Source organism: Streptomyces sp. NPDC006510 (assembly GCF_040611955.1).
In the GTDB taxonomy this organism is placed as follows: domain Bacteria; phylum Actinomycetota; class Actinomycetes; order Streptomycetales; family Streptomycetaceae; genus Streptomyces.
The window spans coordinates 54,218-77,597 of sequence record NZ_JBEXPH010000015.1 but is presented as its reverse complement, the minus strand read 5'-3'; the positions used below and the strand labels follow the sequence as shown (position 1 = coordinate 77,597).

At 70.5% G+C, this 23,380-nt stretch carries 24 protein-coding genes and 1 pseudogene; 16 read left to right on the top strand and 9 right to left on the bottom strand.

What is annotated here, in order from left to right:
* Window positions 1-76 precede the first annotated feature (76 nt).
* The 3 genes from ABZY11_RS07885 to ABZY11_RS07875 are packed head-to-tail and all read right to left on the bottom strand — an operon-like array spanning window position 77 to window position 2,041.
* Window positions 77-829, bottom strand: a complete 753-nt coding sequence (locus ABZY11_RS07885) for a hypothetical protein (protein WP_356478280.1) — start codon at window positions 827-829, stop codon at window positions 77-79.
* 10 nt (window positions 830-839) lie between these two features.
* Window positions 840-1,094, bottom strand: coding sequence for a MoaD/ThiS family protein (locus ABZY11_RS07880; protein WP_356478279.1), 255 nt, complete (start codon window positions 1,092-1,094; stop codon window positions 840-842).
* 41 nt (window positions 1,095-1,135) lie between these two features.
* Complete coding sequence (locus tag ABZY11_RS07875) at window positions 1,136-2,041, bottom strand: alpha/beta hydrolase (RefSeq protein WP_356478278.1); 906 nt, start codon at window positions 2,039-2,041, stop codon at window positions 1,136-1,138.
* A 275-nt stretch (window positions 2,042-2,316) separates the two neighbouring features.
* Between ABZY11_RS07875 and ABZY11_RS07870 the strand changes: the two genes are divergently transcribed.
* From ABZY11_RS07870 to ABZY11_RS07845, 6 genes are all read left to right on the top strand, one after another.
* On the top strand, window positions 2,317-3,120 hold the full coding sequence (locus ABZY11_RS07870; protein WP_356478277.1) for a response regulator transcription factor: 804 nt from the start codon (window positions 2,317-2,319) through the stop codon (window positions 3,118-3,120).
* 24 nt (window positions 3,121-3,144) lie between these two features.
* Window positions 3,145-4,182, top strand: a complete 1,038-nt coding sequence (locus ABZY11_RS07865) for a LacI family DNA-binding transcriptional regulator (RefSeq protein ID WP_356478276.1) — start codon at window positions 3,145-3,147, stop codon at window positions 4,180-4,182.
* A gap of 116 nt (window positions 4,183-4,298) precedes the next feature.
* Window positions 4,299-5,411, top strand: a complete 1,113-nt coding sequence (locus ABZY11_RS07860) for a trypsin-like peptidase domain-containing protein (RefSeq protein WP_356478275.1) — start codon at window positions 4,299-4,301, stop codon at window positions 5,409-5,411.
* 10 nt (window positions 5,412-5,421) lie between these two features.
* Window positions 5,422-5,601 carry a hypothetical protein gene (locus ABZY11_RS07855; protein ID WP_356478274.1) on the top strand — a complete coding sequence of 60 codons (180 nt, stop codon included), beginning with the start codon at window positions 5,422-5,424 and terminating at the stop codon, window positions 5,599-5,601.
* Between the two features lie 47 nt (window positions 5,602-5,648).
* Window positions 5,649-6,380, top strand: coding sequence for a response regulator transcription factor (locus ABZY11_RS07850; RefSeq protein WP_356478273.1), 732 nt, complete (start codon window positions 5,649-5,651; stop codon window positions 6,378-6,380).
* A complete protein-coding gene (locus ABZY11_RS07845; protein ID WP_356478272.1) occupies window positions 6,377-7,804 on the top strand; it encodes a HAMP domain-containing sensor histidine kinase in 1,428 nt (475 codons plus the stop codon). Before ABZY11_RS07850 ends, ABZY11_RS07845 begins: the two co-directional genes overlap by 4 nt.
* 94 nt (window positions 7,805-7,898) lie before the next feature.
* On the opposite strand, the gene ABZY11_RS07840 is transcribed toward ABZY11_RS07845, so the two are convergent.
* Complete coding sequence (locus tag ABZY11_RS07840; RefSeq protein WP_356478271.1) at window positions 7,899-9,200, bottom strand: hypothetical protein; 1,302 nt, start codon at window positions 9,198-9,200, stop codon at window positions 7,899-7,901.
* A 121-nt stretch (window positions 9,201-9,321) separates the two neighbouring features.
* On the opposite strand from ABZY11_RS07840, the gene ABZY11_RS07835 reads away from it, so the two are divergent.
* On the top strand, window positions 9,322-9,987 hold the full coding sequence (locus ABZY11_RS07835; RefSeq protein WP_356478270.1) for a nitroreductase: 666 nt from the start codon (window positions 9,322-9,324) through the stop codon (window positions 9,985-9,987).
* Between the two features lie 191 nt (window positions 9,988-10,178).
* Here ABZY11_RS07835 and ABZY11_RS07830 read toward each other — a convergent pair whose 3' ends face one another.
* From ABZY11_RS07830 to ABZY11_RS07815, 4 genes are all read right to left on the bottom strand, one after another.
* Window positions 10,179-11,078 carry a phosphatidylinositol-specific phospholipase C gene (locus tag ABZY11_RS07830; RefSeq protein WP_356478269.1) on the bottom strand — a complete coding sequence of 300 codons (900 nt, stop codon included), beginning with the start codon at window positions 11,076-11,078 and terminating at the stop codon, window positions 10,179-10,181.
* Between the two features lie 29 nt (window positions 11,079-11,107).
* Window positions 11,108-11,464, bottom strand: coding sequence for a hypothetical protein (locus tag ABZY11_RS07825; RefSeq protein ID WP_356478268.1), 357 nt, complete (start codon window positions 11,462-11,464; stop codon window positions 11,108-11,110).
* A gap of 309 nt (window positions 11,465-11,773) precedes the next feature.
* Window positions 11,774-11,968 (bottom strand): DUF397 domain-containing protein, encoded by a 195-nt coding sequence (locus ABZY11_RS07820; protein ID WP_356478289.1) that lies wholly within the window; start codon window positions 11,966-11,968, stop codon window positions 11,774-11,776.
* 13 nt (window positions 11,969-11,981) lie between these two features.
* Entirely contained in the window at window positions 11,982-12,833 is an 852-nt protein-coding gene (locus ABZY11_RS07815; RefSeq protein ID WP_356478267.1) for a helix-turn-helix transcriptional regulator, read from the bottom strand.
* Window positions 12,834-13,077: 244 nt separating this feature from the next.
* On the opposite strand from ABZY11_RS07815, the gene ABZY11_RS07810 reads away from it, so the two are divergent.
* Window positions 13,078-13,536 (top strand): ATP-binding protein, encoded by a 459-nt coding sequence (locus ABZY11_RS07810; protein ID WP_356478266.1) that lies wholly within the window; start codon window positions 13,078-13,080, stop codon window positions 13,534-13,536.
* Window positions 13,537-13,603: 67 nt separating this feature from the next.
* Here the strand turns inward: ABZY11_RS07810 and ABZY11_RS07805 are convergent, their stop codons facing one another.
* A complete protein-coding gene (locus ABZY11_RS07805; RefSeq protein WP_356478265.1) occupies window positions 13,604-15,439 on the bottom strand; it encodes a bifunctional metallophosphatase/5'-nucleotidase in 1,836 nt (611 codons plus the stop codon).
* 159 nt (window positions 15,440-15,598) lie between these two features.
* On the opposite strand from ABZY11_RS07805, the pseudogene ABZY11_RS07800 reads away from it, so the two are divergent.
* The 8 genes and pseudogenes from ABZY11_RS07800 to ABZY11_RS07765 all read left to right on the top strand — a co-directional run.
* Window positions 15,599-15,838 (top strand): annotated as a pseudogene (locus ABZY11_RS07800) (hypothetical protein); the annotation flags it as partial.
* 97 nt (window positions 15,839-15,935) lie between these two features.
* Window positions 15,936-16,487: a PDDEXK nuclease domain-containing protein gene (locus tag ABZY11_RS07795; RefSeq protein WP_356478288.1), complete on the top strand. Its 552-nt coding sequence runs from the start codon at window positions 15,936-15,938 to the stop codon at window positions 16,485-16,487.
* 58 nt (window positions 16,488-16,545) lie between these two features.
* Entirely contained in the window at window positions 16,546-17,469 is a 924-nt protein-coding gene (gene mshD / locus ABZY11_RS07790) for a mycothiol synthase (protein WP_356478264.1), read from the top strand.
* A gap of 103 nt (window positions 17,470-17,572) precedes the next feature.
* Window positions 17,573-17,983 carry a GntR family transcriptional regulator gene (locus tag ABZY11_RS07785; protein WP_266416296.1) on the top strand — a complete coding sequence of 137 codons (411 nt, stop codon included), beginning with the start codon at window positions 17,573-17,575 and terminating at the stop codon, window positions 17,981-17,983.
* Window positions 17,980-18,885 (top strand): ABC transporter ATP-binding protein, encoded by a 906-nt coding sequence (locus ABZY11_RS07780; RefSeq protein WP_356478263.1) that lies wholly within the window; start codon window positions 17,980-17,982, stop codon window positions 18,883-18,885. Before ABZY11_RS07785 ends, ABZY11_RS07780 begins: the two co-directional genes overlap by 4 nt.
* On the top strand, window positions 18,882-19,856 hold the full coding sequence (locus ABZY11_RS07775; RefSeq protein ID WP_356478262.1) for a hypothetical protein: 975 nt from the start codon (window positions 18,882-18,884) through the stop codon (window positions 19,854-19,856). The genes ABZY11_RS07780 and ABZY11_RS07775 overlap by 4 nt, the downstream gene beginning before the upstream one ends.
* Before the next feature lie 270 nt (window positions 19,857-20,126).
* A complete protein-coding gene (locus ABZY11_RS07770) occupies window positions 20,127-22,379 on the top strand; it encodes an RNA degradosome polyphosphate kinase (RefSeq protein WP_356478261.1) in 2,253 nt (750 codons plus the stop codon).
* Complete coding sequence (locus ABZY11_RS07765; RefSeq protein WP_356478260.1) at window positions 22,366-23,358, top strand: CHAD domain-containing protein; 993 nt, start codon at window positions 22,366-22,368, stop codon at window positions 23,356-23,358. The genes ABZY11_RS07770 and ABZY11_RS07765 overlap by 14 nt, the downstream gene beginning before the upstream one ends.
* Window positions 23,359-23,380: the final 22 nt, after the last annotated feature.

The window sequence follows — 23,380 nt, the reverse complement described above, 5'->3', positions numbered from 1 at the left end:
CCGCCCCCGCCCAGCAGCACGACGCCGCCCAGCGCGAGCCCGGCCCAGACCATGTTGATCGGGCGGCGGGACGCAATCACCGAGAGGGCGAGCGGCCCTCGGCGCGGGCCCGCTGGGCGTCGGTGATGCGGCTGTTGCCCAGGGTCGTGGGGGAGCTGTAGCCGGCCGCGTCGTGAGTGGAGGCGGGTGCGGCCGCCGCGGACGGCTCGGCGGCGAGGGGGGCTGCCGGTGCGGCCGGTGCCTCGGGCGGCAGCGGGTACGAGCCCGAGGCGCCCTGCGGCGGCAGATGAGGCGGCAGGTAGGCGGTCTCGGCGGCGGCCGGAACCGGCTGGGCGGGCTGCGCGTGCTGGGCGGGCTGCGAGGGCTGGGCGGGCTGCGAGGGCTGGACCACCGGCTGGTACTGGGTGTCCCAGGTCTGGCCCTCCCACGTCTGCGCGACGCCGGGATCCTGTGGGCCGGGCGCGGCAGGCTCCTGCGGGTACCCGGCGGGCCAGCCCTGCCCGGGACCGGGGCTCACGTGGGGTGTCTGGGGTGCCTGGTTCGGGTCGTACGCACCCTGCGCCTGCTGCGGGGTTCCGTACGAGGGCTGCCGACCGTAGGACTGATCGCCGTACGCCTGCGCGCCGTAGGACTGGGCACCGTACGCCTGCGCACCGTACGACTGGGCACCGTACGCCTGCGCACCGTAGGACTGATCGCCGTACGCCTGCGCGCCGTACGGCTGGTCACCGTGCGGTTGCGGCTGCTGGCCGTTCGACGGGTCGTGGCCGGGGCCGTACCCGTGACCCGGGTCCTGTCCGTACGGATACTGCTGATCGTTGCTGCTCATGTGCTGCGGTTCACCCTCCTGCGAACGGCGGGAGCACCTCGACCGTGCCGCCCTCGGCAAGGCGTACGGTCTCATGGCCACGGGTCCCCACGGGGTCACCGTCGACGAGGAACGAGCACCTTCGCAGCACTCGGGTGAGCTCTCCGGGGTGCCGTTCACGCACCGCTTCGAGCGCCTCGGCGAGGGTCGCAGCCGTGTACGACTCCTCCGCGGTCCCGGCTGCGGCCTTGGCGGCGGCCCAGTAGCGGATGGTTACCGCAGGCATGGCGCCACTCCTCTCGTCTCGCGTCAGCTGTCCATCATGGGTCACCGCGCCACCGCCCAGTCGGCGATGCGGGTGAGCAAGGTCTCGTCCGCGGCGTTCTCCGCATGCCCCATGCCGTGTTCCAGCCACAGCTCCGCGCCGTCGCCCGCCGCCCCGGCCAGCGACCGCGGGTGGTCCAGCGGGAAGTACGGGTCCCGGTCGCCGTGCACGATCAGCAGCGGGGCCGGGGCGATCAGCCCGGCCGCCTCGACCGGCGAGAGGGGCACCGGATCCCATGCGTCGCGGTCGATCCGGGTGTGCAGGCCGTAGCGGCCGACCAGTCGGCCCATGGGCCGGGTGACCACCCAGTGCAGCCGGCGCATCGGGGCGGTGCCCCGGTAGTACCAGCGGGCGGGGGCACTCACGGCCACCACCGCATCCGCGTGCGCCTCCGTACGCGCCCCGGTGCGCCCCTCGCGCTCCACAGCGCCACCGGCTTCCGCGCCGTCCGCGCGGTCCGCCGCCCGTCCCGCGTACAGCGCCCCGTGCCGCAGCACCACGGAACCGCCCATCGAGAAGCCGACGGTCACCACCCGGCGGTGTCCGAGCGCCCGCGCCCACGCCACCGCCGCCGCCAGGTCCAGCACCTCGCGGTCGCCCACCGTCGACCGCCCGCCGGACCCGCCGTGCCCCCGGAACGAGAACGTGATCACGGCCGCACGCCCGGCGAACACCCCGGCGGCACGTCGCACCGCGGGCCTGTCCACCGAACCCGTGAAGCCGTGCGCGAGCACGATCGCAGTACCGTCGAAGGATGAATCCGCAGCGGCCCCGGCACCCGCCGTACACGGCTCGTACACCGCCTCGATACGCACCCCGTCATCGGTACGCAACGTGGTACGGAGGGGACCGGGCGTGATCGAGGGAACAGCGGAACTCCGAAATCGCCCCTCGGACACAGAACTCATGTGGGCTATTGTGCTGGGAAGAGGATCCGGGCAAAGCAGCCCCCGGGTCCTTTTGTGCTTTCCGGGCGTTGTTACGGCGACGTTTCCACAAGCTCAGCGGTCCCGGGGCGCGGGGCCGCACCTGTAGGACCAGCACGAAACATACGAAGAAGTGCCGCATACTCCCCCGGGCCCGGCCCGGGAGTGCCCCTCTCGCAGGGAACGAGGAGGACCGACGTAATGGGCGAGCAAACCGTGCACGATCATCGACCGACGACCCAGGCAGGTGGGCGGCGATGAGTTCACTGCTGCTTCTGACGAATGCCCTTCAACCGTCGACGGAGGTGCTTCCCGCCCTCGGTCTCCTGCTTCACAGCGTGCGGGTGGCACCGGCCGAAGGCCCCGCTCTCGTCGACACCCCCGGTGCCGACGTCATCCTGATCGACGGCCGCCGCGATCTCCCCCAGGTGCGGTCGCTCTGCCAGCTGCTGCGGTCCACCGGACCGGGCTGTCCGCTGATCCTCGTCGTGACGGAGGGCGGTCTCGCGGCCGTCACCGCCGACTGGGGCATCGACGACGTGCTGCTGGACACCGCGGGACCGGCCGAGGTCGAGGCCCGGCTGCGGCTGGCCACCGGACGGCAGCAGATCACCTCCGACGACTCCCCGATGGAGATCCGCAACGGCGACCTCTCGGTCGACGAGGCCACGTACAGCGCGAAGCTGAAGGGCCGGGTCCTGGACCTGACCTTCAAGGAATTCGAACTGCTCAAGTACCTGGCGCAGCACCCGGGCCGGGTCTTCACCCGCGCCCAGTTGCTCCAGGAGGTCTGGGGCTACGACTACTTCGGCGGTACGCGCACGGTCGACGTCCATGTGCGGAGGCTGCGCGCCAAGCTCGGCCCCGAGCACGAGTCGCTGATCGGCACGGTCCGCAACGTCGGCTACCGCTTCGTGACACCCGAGAAGGTGGAACGCGCGGCCGAGGAGGCCAAGGGCCGGGCCGCGGCGGAGGCCGCCGCCGAGCCCGTAACCCGTTCGGAGCAGTCACGGACTGCCGAGATGGCGGAAGAAGCCCCGGTCCGGCCTGCCGGGAGGTAGGTATATCCGCGTAGACTGCCGCGCGTGGCCAAGGTGACGCGGGACGATGTGGCGAGACTGGCGGGGACGTCGACAGCGGTCGTCAGCTATGTCATCAACAACGGACCGAGGCCGGTCGCCCCGGCCACGCGCGAGCGGGTGCTCGCCGCGATCAAGGAGCTGGGCTACCGGCCCGACCGGGTTGCCCAGGCGATGGCCTCGCGGCGGACCGATCTCATAGGGATGATCGTGCCGGACGCCCGGCAGCCCTTCTTCGCGGAAATGGCGCACGCGGTCGAACAGGCCGCCGCCGAGCGCGGGAAAATGGTGCTCGTCGGCAATTCCGACTACCGCGACGAGCGCGAGGTCCACTATCTGCGGGCTTTCCTCGGCATGCGGGTCTCCGGCCTGATCCTGGTCAGCCAGGGCCCCAGCGAGCGGGCCGCGGCCGAGATCGAGGCGTGGGACGCGCGGGTCGTGCTGCTGCACGAGCGGCCGGAGGCGATCGACGACGTCGCGGTCGTCACCGACGATGTCGGCGGCGCCCAGCTCGCCACCCGGCACCTGCTGGAGCACGGCAACGAGTACGTGGCGTGCCTCGGCGGCGTGGAGTCCACCCCGGCGGTGGGTGACCCGGTCGCCGACCACGTCGAGGGCTGGCGCCGTGCGATGCACGAGTCGGGGCGCTCGACGGAGGGCCGGCTCTTCCAGGCCCCGTACAACCGTTACGACGCGTACCAGGTGGCGCTGAAGCTGCTCGCCGGGCCGGACCGGCCGCCGGCGATCTTCTGCTCGACGGACGACCAGGCCATCGGGGTGCTGCGGGCCGCGCGCGAGCTGCGCATCGATGTGCCCGGGGACCTCGCGGTGGCGGGCTTCGACGACGTGAAGGAAGCCGGTCTGACCGATCCGCCGCTGACGACGGTCTCCTCGGACCGCCCGGCGATGGCACGGGCCGCGGTGGACCTGGTGCTCGACGACTCGTTGCGGGTGTCGGGGTCGCGGCGGGAGCGGCTGAAGCAGTTCCCGTCGGCGCTGGTGGTACGGCGCTCGTGCGGCTGCGGGGAGCCGACGGTCGGCTGACGCAGCCGGGTCCGGTCCCCGCGCCGACCGCTCCTTATATCGGGCATACGAGGTTCTGCCGGGCTTCTCAGGACGTGCTCAGGCTTCTCTCATCTTCGCCGGACACGCTCATAGACATGACAGAGAGCCAGCGCCCGAGCGGCGAGTACCCGATGTACCCCTCGTACGGCAACGGCGACGCGGCCTACCCGCCGCCGCCGTCATACCGGCCCGCGCAGCCGATCGCGACGGGCCCCGGAACCACCGTGTGGCCCGGCGGGAGCGGCGCCGACGGCCACGGTGGCGACAGCGGCGGCAACGGACCGGCCTTCCCGCCGCCCGCGCCGCCGGAGCCGGCCGCGCCCCGGCACCGGGCCAGGCGGCCGGTCGCCCTCCTCGCGGCCGTGGCGATCGCGGCGGCCATCGTCGGCGGCGGCACCGCCACCGTCATCGAACAGCTCACCGGCAGCAGCACGAACAGCGCGAGCAGCGGCGTCGTCCCCGGCACCACCGTCTCGCAGAGCAGCAAGGGCACCGTCTCCGGTGTCGCCAAGGCCGTCTCACCGATGATCGTCGAGATCAACGCGACCTCGACCGCGGGCGAGTCCACCGGCTCCGGCGTGGTCATCACGTCCGACGGCGAGGTCGTCACCAACAACCACGTCATCTCCGGCGCCTCGTCGGTCAAGGTGACGCTCAGCACCGGCCGGACGTACACCGCCGATGTCGTCGGCACCGACCCCGACAAGGACCTCGCGCTGATCAAGCTCCGGGGCGCGAGCGGGCTGAAGACGGCCACGCTGGGCGACTCCTCGGCGGTCACGGTCGGCGACCAGGTCGTCGCGATCGGCTCGCCCGAGGGCCTCACCGGCACCGTCACCAGCGGCATCGTCTCCGCCCTCGACCGCGATGTCACCGTCGCCAAGGAGGACGGCAGCGGCCAGGGGCAGGGCGGCGGCGAGCAGTGGCCGTTCGAGTTCGGCGGCCGGCAGTTCAACGGCGACACCGGCAACTCCACCACCACGTACAAGGCCATCCAGACCGACGCCTCGCTCAACCCCGGCAACTCCGGCGGTGCGCTCATCAACATGAACGGCGAGATCATCGGGATCAACTCCGCGATGTACTCGGCGAGTTCGTCGAACGGGTCCGGCAGTTCGAGCGCGGGCAGCGTGGGTCTCGGCTTCGCCATCCCGGTCAACACGCTCAAGGCCGACCTCGACACCCTGCGGTCCGGCAACAGCTCCTGAGGAGACAGCCATGCACCACCTCGCCCAGACCCCCACCGGCCCGGCCGACCTGGCCCTGCCCCTCGCTCTCCTCGCGGAACAGGCCGCGCAAGGGGCCGCCGGGCCGCGCCGGGCCCCGGAGGTCCGTGCCGCCACCGCCCGCGGCAGCCGGGCCGCACGAAGACGACGCGCCGCGGCCGTGCAAGGCTGAGAGCCGAAAGGCACAGCCGTACGGGAACGAGAAGAGGACAACGAGCGATGAGCCCCGCCGAAGACGATCCGCAGCGCATCCTGATCGTCGACGACGAGCCCGCCGTACGCGAGGCCCTGCAGCGCAGTCTCGCGTTCGAGGGCTACGACACCGAGGTGGCCGTCGACGGTCTCGACGCCCTCGCCAGGGCCGAGTCGTACGTCCCCGACCTCATCGTCCTCGACATCCAGATGCCCCGGATGGACGGCCTGACCGCCGCCCGCCGGCTCCGCTCCGCGGGCACCACCACCCCCATCCTGATGCTCACCGCCCGCGACACCGTCGGCGACCGGGTCACCGGTCTCGACGCGGGCGCCGACGACTACCTGGTCAAGCCCTTCGAGCTGGACGAGCTCTTCGCCCGCATCCGGGCCCTGCTGCGCCGCAGCTCGTACGCTGCCGCGGCGGGCGGCGGCATCCCCGACGACAATGTGCTGGCCTTCGCGGACCTGCGGATGAACCTCGCCACCCGCGAGGTCACCCGGGGCAACCGCCGGGTCGAGCTGACCCGTACCGAGTTCACCCTGCTGGAGATGTTCCTGGCCCACCCGCGACAGGTGCTGACCCGCGAGCAGATCCTCAAGGCGGTGTGGGGCTTCGACTTCGAGCCGAGCTCCAACTCCCTGGACGTGTACGTGATGTACCTGCGCCGCAAGACGGAGGCGGGCGGCGAACCGCGGCTCGTCCACACGGTGCGGGGTGTCGGCTACGCGCTCCGCTCCGGCGGCGGTGACGGATGACCGGGGCGCTGCGCCGGCTCCGCGCCCTGCCGCTGCGCTCCCGGCTCGCGCTGCTGGTGGCGACGGCGGTGGCGGTCGCGGTCGCGGCGGTCGCGGCGGCCTGCTGGGTCGTGACGAGGGTGCAGCTGGAGAACCAGCTGGACGCCTCGCTGCGCAATGTCTCGGTCAGTGACGACTTTGTGCAGGCCCTGTTCGCCGCCTGTGCACGCCCCGACCGAGCGGCCGCCCCGCAGGTCGGAGGGACGTACACCGTGCAGCTCGTCACCGTGTCCGGGAGCACCTGCACCGCCGCCGAGTCGTCGCCGATCGGTGTGACGGCCGCCGACATCGCCGTGGCCGCCGGTGTGCGGGACAGCGACCTGCACACGGCCAGGACGAAGAGCGGCAAGAAGATGCGCGTGTACACGTACACGTACGAGCCCCGCCACCCGGTGCCCGGCCTGGTCCCGGAAAGCTTCGCGGTCTCCGTCGCCCGCCCGATGAGCGAGATCGACGACCCGCTCTCCACCCTCGCCTGGGTGCTCCTGGCCGTCTCCGGCATCGGCGTCGTCGGCGCCGGCGCGGCCGGTCTCTGGGTGGCCCGCACCGGCCTGCGCCCCGTCGACGAGCTCACCGAGGCCGTCGAGCACGTCGCCCGTACCGAGGACCTCACCGTCCGCATCCCGGTCGAGGGCGAGGACGAGATCGCCCGACTGTCCCGCTCCTTCAACTCGATGACCGCGTCGCTGGCCAGCTCCCGCGACCGCCAGGCCCAACTGATCGCGGACGCGGGCCACGAGCTGCGGACCCCGTTGACGTCCCTGCGCACCAACATCGAGCTCCTCGCCCGCAGCGACGACACCGGCCGCGCGATCCCGCCCGACGACCGCAGGGCCCTGATGAAGTCGGTCAAGGCGCAGATGACCGAGCTGGCCTCGCTCATCGGCGACCTCCAGGAACTGTCCCGCCCCGACGCCCCCGCCCCCGGCCCGCTCCAGGTCGTCGCGCTGCACGACATCGCGGACACGGCCCTGGAACGCGCCCGGCTGCGCGGCCCCGAGCTGACCATCAGGGCGGACCTGACCCCTTGGTACGTACGGGCCGAGCCCGCCGCGCTGGAACGGGCGGTGGTCAACGTCCTGGACAACGCGGTCAAGTTCAGCCCGGCCCACGGCACGATCGAGATCGCCCTGCGCGACGGCGAGCTGACCGTACGGGACCAGGGCCCCGGCATCCCCGCCGACGAACTCCCCCACGTCTTCGAACGCTTCTGGCGCTCCCCCTCCGCCCGCCAGCTCCCCGGCTCGGGCCTGGGCCTGTCGATCGTCGCCCGCACGGTCCAGCAGTCGGGCGGCGAGATCACCCTGCGCCCGGCGCCGGACGGGGACGGCACGGTCGCCGCGATCCGGCTCCCGGGGGCGCCGCAGCCGCCGCCGGGGCTGTGAGAGGGAAACCGGCCATGCGGATCAGGCTTCCGGGTTGTACCGGATCAGGAACCAGTACCCGGTGCTCTCACGAGACGGCTGGGCCGTCGGTGGGTCATCGTCTGGGGTAGACGCTGAGAATGGCATGGGTGGCTGGTTCGGCCCCCGAGTCCTTCTCGTTTACGGGCGTCGCTTCGTAAAGCGCTACGTCGCCGGTCACACGGGTCGGGAGCGGCACGTTTCGGTCGAGCTCGGTGGGCTTCCCGGTGGCGAGATCAAGAGCGACGGGGCCCGCTGATCCGGATGTCGTCACAGCGCCGTACGCCGTGCCGGAGTTGTCGACACCCTTGAATTTCACCCCGGAACGGGACTCCGTCTCGCCGAAGCAGTAGCCCTTCTTGGCCTGGAGATCGAAGGCCACATCTCCGTTCACCAGGTAGCGGCCGTTGTCACTGAGGAGCGTGTCGGCTTCACCGCCGGCGGGAAGAGCGTCGGTCAGGCCGTCGCACTTGACGCTGAACGCCGGCTTTCCGGTGCGCTCGTCGTGTACCGCCCACACGTAGTTCATCGCCAGCCCGGAGACGGTGTAGTCCTGATTCTTGGACGGCCATCGGGCCACGAGGTAGCCACCGCGGACTCCATAGGCCACTCCCTTGTCCACGCCGTCCTCCGAAACCGCGCCCGGAGGTACCTGCTGCCGCCCGGTCCAGACGTCGGCAAGGTCGAGCGTGGGATAGGTGGCACTCCTTACACGGAACATGAATTCGGGAGTGTTCTTGCCGGGGGAGGACTTGGTCGTGCCGTCGGCAGCGTCCACGACTGCCATTCCGTCGCGGGTCTCCACAGCCACGGTGCCGTCGGTGTCGTGAGGAACGGCGCCGCTGTCTGTCCCGGGGACGGTGACCTGGTGCAACGGGGCCACTCGGGAACCGGAGGAGTCCGCGGGATAGACAGCGAGATGAGCGGTGGGCTTCCCGCGGTTGATCGCGTCCTTGCCCTCCTGGACCGTCACGGCCAGCACGACGTAGTCCTTCCCGTCCTTGCTGGTAACCACCAGTTCCGCGTCCTCGGCCCGGAATTCGGCGGGCCGGGGGCTCGGTTTCCAGGGTGCGCTCGACCAGCGAACGGCACCGGTGGCTGCGTCGCGTGCTTCCACACCGAGCGCCTTACCATCCGCATGTGTCTTGAGGAGCAGCACCAGCTTCGAGTGCGGCGCGACGGTCGGCCGGTCCAGCCGCTCCGTCTGCATGACAGCCCACCCCTTGGCACCGTCGAACGCGGGCGGGACCTGCTGCTGTCCCGCCCGAGGCACTGCGGGCTTCTGCGGTGAGGAACCCTTCGGCACCGGGCCGGGCGTCCCGGACCTTCCCGAATCGTCGTCCGGCGAACCGCAGCCTGCCACTGCCAGTACGGTCATGGCTGCGAGTGTGCCTGCCAGTAACTTCTTCACGATCCGCCCCGCCCTCATCAACCCTGCATGTCCATGAAAACTACCCTGCTGGAAAGGCGGTTGTCGTCGGGCGAGAGGACGAGAAGACGTGGATGTGTATGAAGCCGTGGACAGTCGCCGGGCCGTGCGGGCGTTCAGCGATGAGCCGGTACCCAAAGAGGTACTCGAACGAGTGCTGGCCGCAGCGACGCGGGCTCCGTCGAGCGGGAACCTCCAGCCATGGCGTGTGTATGTCGTGACCGGCGAGCCCTTGGCCGAACTGAAGGGGCGCGCGACGGCCAGGGCACTTGCGGGGGACCCGGGTGATGAGCGGGAGTATCCGATGTACCCGGCCGAACTGACCTCGCCGTATCTGGACCGTTTTTCCGCCGCGGCCGCCCAGCGGTACTCGGCTCTGGGGATCGAGCGCGACGCCCCCGACAGGCCCACGAAGATCGCCGCCTTGAACTCGGAGGCGTTCGGGGCGCCGGTCGTGCTGTTCTGCTACCTCGACCGGACGATGGGGCCCGGCCAGTGGGGGGACGCGGGCATGTACTTGCAGACGGTCATGCTGTTACTGAGGGCGGAAGGGTTGCACAGCTGCCCACAGGTGATGTGGACGATGTATCGCAAGACCGTCGGCCAGACGGTCGGGGCCGAGGACGGGCTCGCGCTGTACTGCGGTGTCGCGGTGGGATTCGAGAGGGAAGGAGTGCCACGGCTGCGCACCGGGCGGGCGGGCATGACAGAAACAGTGAGCTTCATCGGAGTGTGACCGCCGGGCGGTCGAGATCCACAGGGCAGACGCCGGCTCTGGCCTCGTGGCTCCTGGGCAGGGCCAGAGCCGGCCTGCCTCCCTCCCTCGCGGCGCGCGGTAACTGGGCATGGCCAACGGACCGCAGTGGCCATGTGGTGCCGGTACTGCTGGGCGAGCCCGGCCGGGTCGATCGCGAGGGTCCAGGGTCCTCAGACCCGCAGCCCCGGGTTGTGCCGGAGCAGGGATTCGACCAGGCCGGACCGGGTGGCGGGGAAGTCCAGCGGGACGATACCGAGGCCGGTCCAGCCGGACGCCTCCGAGCCGTCCAGGAACGACTGCACCTGCGGGTTGAGCCGGTCCGCGTTCCAGCGCGGCGGCATCAGGGCGGCCGTGCTGACGTAGTTCATGTACAGCTTCCCGGGCTGCTGGGCGGCCTTGCGGAACTGGGCCTCGATCTTCGGGTACTTGGCGAACGGCTCCGCCATGTAGTCGTCCTGGATGTCGAAGAGTTCCGAGTCGGCGTACCGGACACCGGGCAGCCCGCCGTTGTCGGCCAGCAGCACGACCTTGCCCCGCGCCCCGCCCAGCGAGGGCAGCGCCGGGTCGATACGGAACAGCGGCCGCCAGCCCCTGCCGTCGAGGTAGTCGTCGAAGACCGCCCGGAACGCCGCGTCGCTCTCCTCCGAGTACTCCTGCTTGACCCGCATCAGCACGGTCTCGGTGGGGTGCGCCGCCAGGAAGTCCCAGCAGGCGCCCAGCACATCGCCGAACATCAGGTTCTGGTACGACGCCCCGTGATGGATCGCGAACGAGCCGCCGGTGATCCGGCACCGTACGTCGAGGAAGCGGATGCCGCTGTTCAACTGCTCGGCGATGGTGGTGTTCTGGCACTCGGTCCAGGGTCCGCCGTAGCGGGCGCCGGAGTCGTGCGAGCCGGGGATCGTGAGACGTTGCAGCGCGGTGGCGTCGGGGACGGCCCCCATCCAGTCCTGGGTGGCGAGGACTTGGCGGGTGGCGGCGCCCGCGGGGGCCGTTCCGATGACGACGGTGGCGGTGGCGGCGAGGGCGCCGGCCAGAAAGTTCCGGCGCGTGGCGGTGTACGGGCTCATACGGGGAGTGCCTCCGTCTGCCGTGGGTGTCAGCCGTCTGAGCATGACGGGCGCACGTCACTACAGGAACCCGGGCGAACGGTCCACTCGATCCAGGCGCCCCGGTGACTCAGCGAGAAGCCGCAGGGTTCGCCGCGATGGAGGGAGCCGATGGCGCCGACGCATCCGCCGCCGTCGACCCAACTCAGCGCCCGATGCCGCTCCATGGGCAGCAAGGCGACGGCCAGCGCGCGCACGTTCAGGCGGATGAAGCGGATCGCCTCGGCGGGGTCGAGCGCCATGTGCCGGGACACGTCGGCAATCTCGTCGGCCTCCATCGTGCGGTAGGTGACCCGCTCGCACCAGAACACGCGCGTTACGGGCGGTGCGGGTTGTTGCTCGCGCACGGGATGCCTCCTGACGCCCTATCGAGACCGCCCCGCACCCGCAGCCGGCGTGACGAGCGACAGGCGCGGAGCGGTCCTCCGTGACTCCGCTCAACTGGCGCATGGCTGAGTGGAGTTGCGCGCCCGGACACAGGCCACCGAGGGCCGCTTCGGCCGGGGCGCACACCGAAGCTAGCGCTTTACGCGAGTGCGTTTCAAGTGTTTGACGTCTAACGGGTGAGGCGAATCTGCTTCGCGCGTGAGTTGCAACGACTTCGGGCGGCTCCCATCTGCGCCGATGGGAACCGCCCGAAGCGGGAGCGTGACAGCTCAGGCCAGATCGTCGAACTCGCCTTCCTTGGCGCCACCGAGGAAGGCCCGGAGCTTGGCGCGGGTCGTGCGAATGATCACGTCCGGGCTGTCGCTCTCGCGCATCAAGATCTCTCCTCCGTACTCAGCGAGTTCCAGGCAATCAGATCCTTCGGCATTGGAGGATTTCGAAGACTTACGCCACTGAATTTCCATCGTTTTCACGCCTTCACACTTGTTTCGCTATCGCACGAATGAAGTCCCGCGAACTCTCTGCGTCGAGCGACTTCTCCTCGGTCCGGTCCAGCGCGGCGCGCCAATTCTGAAGGCTCGTTTCGGAGTCCAGAAAGCCCGACCCGGACGCGGTATCCGTCTGCACGGTGTCGAGCTGTGGGACGACACCACACACGTAGTGTGCCGAACTGCTGGCATACGGGAAACCGCCCGCCGCGAACGGGATCGCCCGAATGGTGACGTTGTCGCGTTCCGACTGTTGCAGCAGGTTGTCGAGTTGGCCACGGGCAACGGATGCGTCGCCGTACACCATGCGGAGCGCGGCTTCGTGAATGAGGAATGTGCACGCGGTCAGCTCTGCGCGGTCCAGCACATCGCGTCGCTTCAGCCGATGCGAAAGCTGACGCCGCTGCCGTGCGGGGCTCGGTGGCGGCACACTCTCCGCGAACACGGCACGCGCGTAATCCTCGGTCTGGAGCAAGCCGGGCATATACATGATCTGCACCGAGCGAATGCCGACCGCATGGTGTTCAAGCTCGGCCAGGTCGAGCGCGTCGCTGGTGAGGTCACCCCGGTAGTCCTCCCACCAGCCGTTTATCCGCTCCGTAGCCATGTCCGCAAGCGCCTCGACATACGCGGCGTCAGGGCACCCGTAGTGGCCCGCCCAAGCCCGCACCCGCTCGGCACTCACGCCGAATCGCCCCGACTCGATGTTGCTGATGGTGGTGCGATCCGTGCCGAGCATGGCAGCCGCCGCAGTGAGCGACAGCCCCGTGTGCTCTCGAATCCTGCGCAGCTCGCCGCCCAGTCGGCGCTGGCGCGCCGTGGGCGCCTTTCTCGATGGCATCCGCTTCCCTCCTGTCGGAGCCCAGTGTGGCCCCCCCTTTGCCGTTGGTCTACTTCGTCGAGTGATTTACGCAATCGCGTCTAACGGTTGAGGTGCTGCGCTACGGTTCTCTCAGCACGGCGCTACACCTCGGGAGTCCGAAGTGCAGCCGTATCAGCGCGCCTTGAACCATGCACAGGTACGGCCATCGCCACGGACAACGAGCAGCGCGACCGTTCACACCGCACCGCGTTGGGAGAACGACATGACCCACGTCCACGCAACCGCCCGCTCCGCACCGCAGGGCCCGCCAGGCGGCGAGATCTATCGGCTCGCGCTGCCGAACACGTCCAGCGCCGCGAAGCTCTCGCGCGACTTCGTCGCGTCGCTGCTGACCATCAGCAGACACCGCGGCCTGGTCGACGACGCGCGCCTGTGCGTTACGGAGGTGGTCACCAACGCCCACCGTCACACGCGTACGTCACTGATCCGGGTCCGCGTGACCGTCCGGCGCAGACAGGTCACCGTCTCCGTCGCGGACGACGACCACTGGGCGCTGCCCGAACCGCCGGCCTTCCGCGAGGTGTGCGAACGGGAGGGCGGGCGGGGGCTGTTGATTGTGGAGCAGCTGGCGCTCGCCTGGGGGATGACCGTGCTGGGCGGCAGCTTCCCGTACCGGAAGGCGGTCTGGTTCACGCTCGCCCGGGCCAGGCCTACGCCCTGAAGCGCCCGGACACGCAGAAGGGCGATGGGCCCGCCGGCCCACCGCCCCGCTCACCCGCGTACGGGAGCTACTGGATGACCGTGATCCGGTCCGCCGCCGGCGGGGCCAGCGGTGCGGCGGCCGTGGAGTGGGCCGCCAGGTAGGCGTTGAACAGGTCCAGGTCGGAGGCGCCGACCAGCTTGTTCGTGCCCTCGCCGAGGGCCGCGAAGCCGTCGCCGCCGCCTGCCAGGAACTCGTTCATCGCGACGCGGTAGCTCTTGGCCGGGTCGATCGCCTCACCGTTGAGCTTGATGGTGTCGGTGACCACGCGGGCCGCGCCCGTCTTCGTCATGTCCAGGGTGTACGTGAGGCCCTTGGAGACCTGGAGGATCTTCGGGCTGGCCTCGTTGGAGCCGCTGACCTGCTGCTGGAGCGCGGTGACCAGCTGGGCGCCGGTCAGGTCGACTACGTTCATCATGTTGGTGAAGGGCTGCACGGTGAACGACTCCCCGTACGTCACCACTCCGTCGGACTTGCCGTCGGCCGACGCGTGCACCAGGTCCCCGCGGATACCGCCCGGGTTCATGAGGGCGACGACCGCTCCGCCCTTGTCCGCCGGGGCCAGGCCCTCCAGCTGGGCGTCGGCGATCACATCACCGAGCGGCTTCTCAAGGGCCTTGGAGCCGCGGCCGTCGATGTCGGCGGAGATGTAGCCCTGCGGCTTGTTCGCGATGGGCGCCGCGAGGGCGTTCCAGCGGGCGATCAGGGTCTCCATGTCGGAGGCCCTGCGCTGGTTCCGGCTGACGATGTGGTTCGCCGACTTCGGGTTCGAGGCACCGGCCGACTTCACCGACGTACGAACGATGTCCTTGGTACGGCGGTCGTAGGTGAGGGTCGTGTCCGTGTAGACCTTGCCGAACGACGACGCCGAGGTGACCAGGCGCGGGTTGCCCGCCGGGTCCGGGATGGTGCAGACGTACGCCTGGTGGGTGTGGCCCGTGACCAGGGCGTCGACCTTGGACGTGATGCCCTTGGCGATTTCGGTGATCGGCCCGGAGATGCCGTCACCGGCGCCGGGGCTGTCGCAGTCGTAGTTGTACGAGGTGGAGGCCGGGGCCCCGCCCTCGTGGATCAGCGCGACGATGGACTTGACGCCCTGCCGGTTCAGTTCCTTGGCGTACTTGTTGATCGTCTCGATCTCGTCGTGGAACTTCAGTCCCTTGACACCGTTGGCCGTGACGACGTTCGGCGTGCCCTCCAGGGTCACCCCGATGAAGCCGATCCTGACGCCCTTCTTCTTCCACACCGTGTACGGCTTGAGGATCGGCTTGCCGGTCTTCTCGTTCGTCACGTTGGCGGCGAGGTAGGGGAAGTCGGCACCCTCGAACTTCTTGTCCTTCTCGTAGCACCCCTCGACCGGGTGGCAGCCGCCGTTCTGGAGGCGGGCCAGCTCGGTGGCGCCCTCGTCGAACTCGTGGTTGCCGACGGTCGTCACATCGAGGTCGATCTTGTTGAGCGCCTCGATGGTCGGCTCGTCGTGGAAGAGACCGGACAGCAGCGGGCTCGCGCCCACCATGTCGCCACCGGCCGCGGTGATCGAGTACGGGTGCCCCTTGCGCGCAGTGCGCAGCGAGGAGGCGAGGTACTCGATGCCACCGGCCGGAATCGGCTTGGGCGTGCCGTCGGCCTGCGTCTCGATGACCGAGCCCGCCGAGCCGGCCGGCGGCTCCAGGTTTCCGTGCAGGTCATTGAAGGACAGCAGCTGTACGTCGACGGTACGGTCCGGCTTGTGGTGCCCGTGCCCGTGGCCGCGCTCCTGGGCGCCGGCCGGCATCGCGGCGACGAGCGCGCCGACGGTGGCGAGCCCGGCCGCGGCGGCGAGCACCCGCCGGGACGCGCGGTTCTTCTGCGGTGTCGCTGACATCGGTCCCCTTGTGAGTTCAGCGGGAGGTTCGAAAGTGGTGACGAGTCTGGAGACTTCGTGCGCAGCCTAGGGTCAACGCGCGTAGCGCGACAGGTGTCCGGGGTTACGAACTGGTTGCCATGCGGTGGGTACGGCCCCAAACAGCCACACGTCACTCGTATGGCTCACATTTGCGGGCAGAAACGTCCCGGCATGCATGTACGACGCAAGCCTGTACGCCATGGAGAACGAACCGGAACCCAAGGCCGTCGTACCTGGTCAGCGGGCGTCCGAACTGCCTCCGGGCTTCCACGAGATGGTCGACGACCTGAAGTCGATGTTGCGCAATTGCCGTGGGGCCACATCGTCACCCTCATGACCGCCTGCAAAACCCGCCCTGAACTGGACTTCTACGCCCAGCACGCAGTCCGCAACGGCTGGTCCCGGGACGATCTGACCTCGGCGACCCACCACGCTCTGCACCTCTCCCCCGCCGCCGCGATCAACAACTTCGACGCTGTCATCCCCCGAGCGGTCCGAGGCCGCGAAGGAGATCATCAAGGACCCGTACCGGCTCGACTTCACCGAACTGGGTGGCCCGCCCACGGAGCGGGACCTGGAGGACGCTCTCGTAGCCCACCTCGTCAGGTTCCTCACCGAGCCGGGTGTGGGCTTCGCCTTCGTGGGACGCCAGTACCCCGTGGTCGTGGGCGACAGCGAATACCGCATCGACCTGCTCTTCTACCACTGCAAGCTGCACTGCTACGTCGTGCTGGAACTGAAGACCCGAAAAGCTCACCCCGAGCACTTCGGGCAGCTCGGGCTCTATGTGTCGGTGGTCGACGATCTGGTGCGGGACAAGGAGCTCGACGGGCCCACCGTCGGCATTCTCATCGCCGAGAGCCGCGACCGGTCGATGGTCGAGCACGCGTTGCGCGGCTACAACCAGCCGCCGGCCGTCAGTACCTACGCCGGTCTGCCCGACCGCGTGCGCGAGCTGCTGCCCAGCGCCGAAGATCTCTCCCGTATCGCCGACGGTGCACTGAACACGCCGCAGACCACGGACTGAGTCCCGAAGCGCCCGCGCACCACCCCGCCACCCACCCCGCCACCGTAGGCTCGTAGACATGACGACTGACGCACCCCTCCCCGCCCCCGGACGTGAGATCCGGACGCTCGACGTGCTCTCCCCCGAGCAGGCGGAAGCCGTATCCGATCTGCTCGCCGAGGCGGCCCGGTCCGACGGCAGGCAGGCCGTGTCCGAGCAGGGGCGGCTGCAGTTGCGGGGCGGGCAGCGTGAGGGGGTGCGGCATCTGCTGCTCACCAGTGGGTCCGTCCTGGTGGGGTACGCGCAGCTGGAGGACACCGACCCCGTCGAGGCCCCGGCCGCCGAGCTGGTCGTGCATCCGGCGTACCGCGGGCAGGGCCACGGGCGGGCGCTGGGCGCGGCGCTGCTCGCCGTGACCGGGAAGCGGCTGCGGGTGTGGGCGCACGGCGGGAAGTCCGCGGCGCGGCATCTCTCGCAGGTCCTCGGCCTCTCGCTCTTCCGCGAACTGCGCCAGCTGCGCCGTCCGTTGACCCCGCTGGACATCGGGGAGCCGGTGCTTCCGCCCGGCGTCACTGTCCGCACCTTCGTGCCAGGCGAGGACGACGCCGCCTGGCTCGCGGTGAACCGTGCCGCCTTCGCCCATCACCCGGAGCAGGGTTCGCTGACCCAGCGCGACCTGGACGACCGCAAGGCGGAGCCGTGGTTCGACCCGAAGGGGTTCTTCCTGGCCGAGCGCGAGGGCGAGCTGATCGGCTTCCACTGGACGAAGGTGCACGCCGAGGAGCAGCTCGGTGAGGTGTACGTCGTCGGCATCCGGCCCGACGCGCAGGGTGGCGGGCTCGGCAAGGCGCTCACCGCGATCGGGCTGCGCCATCTGGCCGCCGAGGGGCTGCCGACCGCGATGCTCTACGTGGACGCGGACAACAAGGCGGCCCTGGCCGTCTACGAGCGGATGGGCTTCGCGACGCACGAGGTGGATCTGATGTACCGCACGGAGTCCTGAGGCAGGGGCCTGAGCAGGCACAACTCACCCGGGGGCGGCGTCGCTTGACGTCGCCCCCGCTTTGCGCCACCCTTTCACTACTCAATTAGTGAAAGGGGTGAACATGGCAGAGTCCGCAGCGGTCGAGTACCGCATCGACCGGCGCAGCGGCGTCGCCACGTACCTCCAGATCGTCCAGCAGACCAAGCAGGCTCTCCGCCTCGGCCTGCTGGAGCCCGGCGACCGGCTGCCCACCGCGCGCGAGGTCGTCGAAGCCACGGCCATCAACCCGAACACCGTGCTCAAGGCCTACCGGGAGCTGGAGCGCGAGGGCCTCGTCGAGGCCCGGCGCGGGCTCGGCACCTTCGTCACCCGGACCCTCGGCGGCGCGGCGGCCGCCGACGACGCACCGCTGCGCGCCGAACTCGCCGACTGGACCCGCCGGGCCCGCGCGGCCGGGCTGGAGAAGGACGACGTGAGCGCGCTCTTCACCGCCGTACTGGACAGAACTTTCGAGGGGGATCAGGCCGGATGACAGGCGCTGCGATCGAGGCCGTCGGCCTCGGCATGAAGTACCGGAGCAGAGGCAGGGGCTGGGCGCTGCGCGGCTGCTCCTTCCGGCTGCCCGCCGGGCGGGTGTGCGCCCTCGTGGGGCCCAACGGCGCGGGCAAGTCCACCCTGCTCGCCCTCGCGGCCGGCTTCCTGCGGCCCTCGGAGGGGGCGGTACGGGTGCTGGGCAAGGCTCCCGGGGAGGCCCGGGCCCGGGTGGCCTTCGTGGCCCAGGACAAGCCGCTGTACCCGCAGTTGACGGTCGCCGCGACGCTCTGGGCGGGCGCCGAGCTGAACCCGGAGACCTGGGACCAGGACACCGCCGAACACATCGCCGGGGAGCTCCCGCGCGACGCCGGGGTCCGTGACCTCTCCGGCGGCCAGCGCACCCGGCTCGCCCTGGCCCTCGCGCTGGGCAAGCGGCCCGAACTGCTCCTGCTGGACGAACCGATGGCCGACCTCGACCCGCTCGCCCGCCACCAGCTGATGGGCGCGCTGATGGCGGAGGCCGCCGAGCACTCCACCACCATCGTGATGTCCTCGCACATCCTCACCGAGCTGGAGGGCGCCTGCGACTACCTCCTGCTCGTCGACGGCGGCCGGGTCCGCCTCGGCGGCGAGACGGAGGACATCCTCGCCGCGCACACCCTGCTCACCGGTCCGGTACGGGACACCGCGCCGCACACCGTCGTCGAGTCCCGCACCGCAGGACGTCTGCAGACCACACTCGTACGGAGGCAGGGCCCCGTGGACACCACCGTCTGGGAGGCCGCCGAGCCTTCGCTGGAGGAACTGCTGCTGGCGCATCTGCGCTCGCCGGAGGCCCCGGCGCTGCTGACGCCGAGCGCGGCGGCCGTCGAGGCCGTCGAGGAGGTGGCGGCGGTATGAGCGCGATCGCTCTGCGCGGCCCGGAACGGGTCGTCGTTGCCCAGCACCGATGGGCCCTGTGGATCATGGGAGTGCTTCCCGTCCTGGCCGTCGCCTCTCTCGCCGGCGCCTGGCTGTGGACCGACCATGTCGTGGACGCCTTCGCCGCCACGGGCTGCTCGGTCATACACACGACGCCCGACTGCGGTGAAACGGTCAACGCATACCTTGAGCGCCAGCTGTGGATGCGGGAGGTCCTCAACTGGTCCGGCCTGCTGATGCTGGTCCTCCCTGCCCTCGTCGGAGCCTTCGTGGCTGGCCCGGTCATCGCCCGCGAGCTGGAGAGCGGCACGTACAAGCTGGCGTGGGCACAGTCCGTGACGCCCGTCCGCTGGCTCACCGCCAAACTCGCCGTACCCACCGTCGTGACGCTGGCCTCCGTCTCCGTACTGTCGGCCGCCTGCGCCTGGGCCCAGGACCGGGCCGACAGGGCGCACCAAGGACAGGTATGGCACGAGCGCACCGTGTACGGGTCGATGGGCACCGTCCCCGTCGGCTACGCCCTGTGCATGCTGGCCCTCGGCGCACTCGTCGGCCTGGTGCTGCGGCGGACCCTCACCGCGATGGTCGTGACGGTGATCGGGTACGGCGCCCTGGTGGTGGCCTTCGACTCCGTGCGCAACACCCTGTGGCCGACCCTGACGGACACGTTCAAGCAGGGGAGCGACTACCGGTTTCCCGACGCGGCGATCAATGTCGGGACGGGCTGGCTGACCCGCTCCGGCCGACGGCTGCCCCACGAAGCGTGCCTGGAGTGGGGCCCCGGCTTCAAGCAGTGCCTGGCCGACAAGGACATCACCCACCGCTACTTCGACTACCACCCCGCCTCGCACTTCTGGCCCCTCCAGCTCGTCGAGACCGGCATCCTGCTCGTGCTGGCCGCGCTCGCCGTCGCGCTCGCTTTCCGGGTGCTGCGCCGCCGCCACGGCTGACACTCCGCTTTTCCGGGCCCCGGGCGGGGCCCGGAAAAGCGGTTCGTATGACCGACCCGCGCACGGCACACCGCTTCCTGCACGTCATGTCGCCGTTACCAGCCATTCAGAAGCGCTTGCGACCCTCTCAGGATGCAGCCAGCTGTGCCGACCCCCCGCAACGGGAGAATTCCCGGCGGAGACCGCATGAACGACGTCAACCGTGCGTTCCCCGCGATCTCCGCACCCTCCGGCGCGCCCACTGAGCCATCCGCGCGGAACAATAGGGCCATGAGCCAGCAGCCCAGCTCCGAGGTACCGGTCCAGCCCACCGTGCAGCCGTCGGTCGGCTCACTCGCCGCCCACCGGCCGCACGCCGTCGCCACCGCCGCGTCCAACGGCGCGCTGTCGACCGCGGCCGACCTGGACCCCGACATCGACGCCGACGTCGACGCGTACGAACCCGATGTCGACGGCGACGAACTGCCCCAGGGCCGCTTCCTGGACCGCGAGCGCAGTTGGCTCGCGTTCAACGAACGTGTGCTCGAACTGGCCGAGGATGCCACGACCCCCCTCCTCGAACGGGCTAATTTCCTCGCCATCTTCGCTTCGAACCTGGACGAGTTCTTCATGGTCCGGGTGGCCGGACTGAAACGCCGGATCGCAACCGGAGTCGCCACCCGCTCCGCCTCCGGGCTCCAGCCCCGCGAGGTCCTGGACCTGATCTGGACCCGCTCGCGCGAACTCATGGCCCGGCACGCCGCCTGCTACCAGCAGGACGTCGCGCCCGCCCTGTCCGACGAGGGCATCCAGCTGATCCGCTGGCCCGAGCTGACCGAGAAGGAGCAGGCCCGCCTGTTCACCTTCTTCCGGCAGCGGGTCTTCCCCGTGCTGACCCCCCTCGCCGTCGACCCGGCGCACCCCTTCCCGTACATCTCGGGACTCTCGCTCAACCTCGCCGTCGTCGTACGCAACCCGGTCAGCGGCCACCGCCACTTCGCCCGGGTCAAGGTGCCACCGCTGCTGACCCGCTTCCTGGAGGCGTCCCCGCAGCGGTATGTGCCCATAGAGGACGTCATCGCCGCCCACCTCGAAGAGCTCTTCCCGGGCATGGAGGTCCTCGCCCACCACATGTTCCGGGTCACCAGGAACGAGGACCTGGAGGTCGAGGAGGACGACGCCGAGAACCTCCTCAAGGCCCTGGAGAAGGAGCTCATGCGGCGCCGCTTCGGCCCGCCGGTCCGCCTGGAGGTCGAGGAGTCCATCGATCCGTACGTGCTCGACCTGCTGGTGCGCGAGCTGAAGGTGTCCGACGCCGAGGTCTACCCGCTGCCCGGACCGCTCGATCTCACCGGGCTCTTCGGCATAGCCTCCCTGGACCGGCCCGAGCTGAAGTACCCCAAGTTCATCGCCGGCACCCACCGCGATCTCGCCGAGGTCGAATCCGCCTCCGCGCCCGACATCTTCGCCGCGCTGCGCGAACGCGACGTGCTCCTGCACCACCCGTACGACTCGTTCTCCACCTCCGTACAGGCGTTCCTGGAGCAGGCCGCCGCCGACCCCGACGTCCTCGCCATCAAGCAGACCCTGTACCGGACTTCGGGCGAATCCCCGATAGTGGAAGCCCTGATCGACGCCGCGGAGTCCGGCAAGCAGGTCCTCGTACTCGTGGAGATCAAGGCCCGCTTCGACGAGCAGGCCAACATCAAGTGGGCGCGGAAGCTGGAGGAGTCGGGCTGCCATGTCGTCTACGGTCTCGTCGGCCTCAAGACCCACTGCAAGCTCTCGCTCGTCGTCCGGCAGGAGGGCGACGCCCTGCGCCGCTACTCCCACGTCGGCACCGGCAACTACCACCCCAAGACCGCCAGGCTCTACGAGGACCTCGGCCTGCTGACCGCGGACCCGCAGGTCGGCGCGGACCTCTCGGACCTCTTCAACCGGCTCTCCGGCTACTCCCGCCGCGAGACCTACCGCCGTCTCCTGGTCGCCCCGAAATCCCTGCGGGACGGGCTGATCGCCCGGATCGACAAGGAGGTCACGCACCAGCGGGCCGGGCGGACCGCCTACGTCCGCATCAAGGTCAACTCGATGGTGGACGAGGCGATCATCGACGCCTGCTACCGGGCCGCCATGGCCGGCGTACCGGTCGACATCTGGGTACGCGGCATCTGCGCGATCCGCCCCGGCGTCACCGGCCTCTCCGAGAACATCCGGGTCCGCTCGATACTGGGCCGCTTCCTCGAACACTCCCGGATCTTCGCCTTCGGCAACGGCGGCGAGGCCGAAGTGTGGTTCGGCAGCGCCGACATGATGCACCGCAACCTCGACCGCCGGATCGAAGCACTGGTCCGGGTCACCGATCCCGCCCACCGCGCCGCGCTCAGCCGTCTCCTGGAGACCGGCATGGCCGACAACACCTCCTCCTGGCACCTGGGTCCCGACGGGAACTGGACCCGGCACGCCACGGACGGGGACGGCCAGCCGCTGCGGCACGTACAGGAAATGCTCATTGACGCCCGGAGGCGCCGGCGTGCGACGCCATGACCACCAGACGACGCAGGCGGACCTTACGGCGGGCGCGGTACTCGCGCCCTACCTGCAGGAACAGGCCGCCGAATTCCTCCGCAGCCTGCGCCAGCACCGCGAGAACAGCGCCCCCACGGACGCCGGGACCCACGGAGCCGAGGAGGCCGCCGGCGCGCTGCGCCGCTCCTCGCGCCGGATCAGCGGCACGCTGCACACCTTCCGGGCGGCGCTGGACGCCACCTGGGCCGAGCAGCTCCGTACCGAACTGGCCTGGCTCTCCGGCACCCTGGCCAGGGAACACGCCTACGCGACCCGGCTGAACCGGCTCCTCGAAGCACTGCACACCCTGTCCGGCACCTCACTGCCCACCGCCCGCAACGGGGCCGGCCCCGACAGCGCCGCCGACAAGGAGCGCGCCGCCCTCGGCGTCGGCGCGGCCCGCGCCGGAGCGCTCCTGGAACGGCAGCTGACCCTCGCCCGGACCCGCGCCCACTCCGCGGCGCTCCAGGCGCTCGGCTCCTCCCGCTTCCACGCGGTGGCCGACGCCGTCGCGCTGCTCGCCTCGGAGGTCCCGCTCGCCACGGCGGCCGCGGCCCCGGCCGAGGAGATGCTGCACGGACCCGCCGACCGGGCCGAACAGCAGCTGCTCGGCGCGGTGGCGGCGCTCCCGTCCGGCCAGGCGGTCGAGCCGTACAACGAGGCACAGGACGCGCCCTGGCACCGGACCCGGCTGCTGCTCCGGCTGCACCGGTACGCCCACGAGGTGGTGCGGGGCGGCCCCGATCCGGTCCTGGCCGCGCCGGGGCTCGCCCTCGATCTGCACCGGGACGCCTCGGAGGCGGCCGCGGCGGCGGCGTCGGCGGCCCGTACACCCCGCATCGCGCCGGCGACCGCGTACGCCCTGGGGGTGCTCCACGCCGACCAGCGCCATGAGGTGGGGGCGGCCCGCAACGCGTTCCGGGCGAGCTGGCCGTACACCGCCGTGAGCGCGCCATGAACGGGGCGGTGGGCGCCCGCGG

What these genes read in the sequence shown, in the direction of transcription:
- ABZY11_RS07885 (WP_356478280.1), bottom strand. Translation starts at nt 829, where the DNA reads ATGAGCAGCAACGATCAGCAGTATCCGTACGGACAGGACCCGGGTCAC.
- ABZY11_RS07880 (WP_356478279.1), bottom strand. Translation starts at nt 1,094, where the DNA reads ATGCCTGCGGTAACCATCCGCTACTGGGCCGCCGCCAAGGCCGCAGCC.
- ABZY11_RS07875 (WP_356478278.1), bottom strand. Translation starts at nt 2,041, where the DNA reads ATGAGTTCTGTGTCCGAGGGGCGATTTCGGAGTTCCGCTGTTCCCTCG.
- ABZY11_RS07870 (WP_356478277.1), top strand. Translation starts at nt 2,317, where the DNA reads ATGAGTTCACTGCTGCTTCTGACGAATGCCCTTCAACCGTCGACGGAG.
- ABZY11_RS07860 (WP_356478275.1), top strand. Translation starts at nt 4,299, where the DNA reads ATGACAGAGAGCCAGCGCCCGAGCGGCGAGTACCCGATGTACCCCTCG.
- ABZY11_RS07855 (WP_356478274.1), top strand. Translation starts at nt 5,422, where the DNA reads ATGCACCACCTCGCCCAGACCCCCACCGGCCCGGCCGACCTGGCCCTG.
- ABZY11_RS07850 (WP_356478273.1), top strand. Translation starts at nt 5,649, where the DNA reads ATGAGCCCCGCCGAAGACGATCCGCAGCGCATCCTGATCGTCGACGAC.
- ABZY11_RS07845 (WP_356478272.1), top strand. Translation starts at nt 6,377, where the DNA reads ATGACCGGGGCGCTGCGCCGGCTCCGCGCCCTGCCGCTGCGCTCCCGG.
- ABZY11_RS07840 (WP_356478271.1), bottom strand. Translation starts at nt 9,200, where the DNA reads ATGACCGTACTGGCAGTGGCAGGCTGCGGTTCGCCGGACGACGATTCG.
- ABZY11_RS07830 (WP_356478269.1), bottom strand. Translation starts at nt 11,078, where the DNA reads ATGAGCCCGTACACCGCCACGCGCCGGAACTTTCTGGCCGGCGCCCTC.
- ABZY11_RS07820 (WP_356478289.1), bottom strand. Translation starts at nt 11,968, where the DNA reads ATGGAAATTCAGTGGCGTAAGTCTTCGAAATCCTCCAATGCCGAAGGA.
- ABZY11_RS07815 (WP_356478267.1), bottom strand. Translation starts at nt 12,833, where the DNA reads ATGCCATCGAGAAAGGCGCCCACGGCGCGCCAGCGCCGACTGGGCGGC.
- ABZY11_RS07810 (WP_356478266.1), top strand. Translation starts at nt 13,078, where the DNA reads ATGACCCACGTCCACGCAACCGCCCGCTCCGCACCGCAGGGCCCGCCA.
- ABZY11_RS07805 (WP_356478265.1), bottom strand. Translation starts at nt 15,439, where the DNA reads ATGTCAGCGACACCGCAGAAGAACCGCGCGTCCCGGCGGGTGCTCGCC.
- mshD (WP_356478264.1), top strand. Translation starts at nt 16,546, where the DNA reads ATGACGACTGACGCACCCCTCCCCGCCCCCGGACGTGAGATCCGGACG.
- ABZY11_RS07785 (WP_266416296.1), top strand. Translation starts at nt 17,573, where the DNA reads ATGGCAGAGTCCGCAGCGGTCGAGTACCGCATCGACCGGCGCAGCGGC.
- ABZY11_RS07780 (WP_356478263.1), top strand. Translation starts at nt 17,980, where the DNA reads ATGACAGGCGCTGCGATCGAGGCCGTCGGCCTCGGCATGAAGTACCGG.
- ABZY11_RS07775 (WP_356478262.1), top strand. Translation starts at nt 18,882, where the DNA reads ATGAGCGCGATCGCTCTGCGCGGCCCGGAACGGGTCGTCGTTGCCCAG.
- ABZY11_RS07770 (WP_356478261.1), top strand. Translation starts at nt 20,127, where the DNA reads ATGAGCCAGCAGCCCAGCTCCGAGGTACCGGTCCAGCCCACCGTGCAG.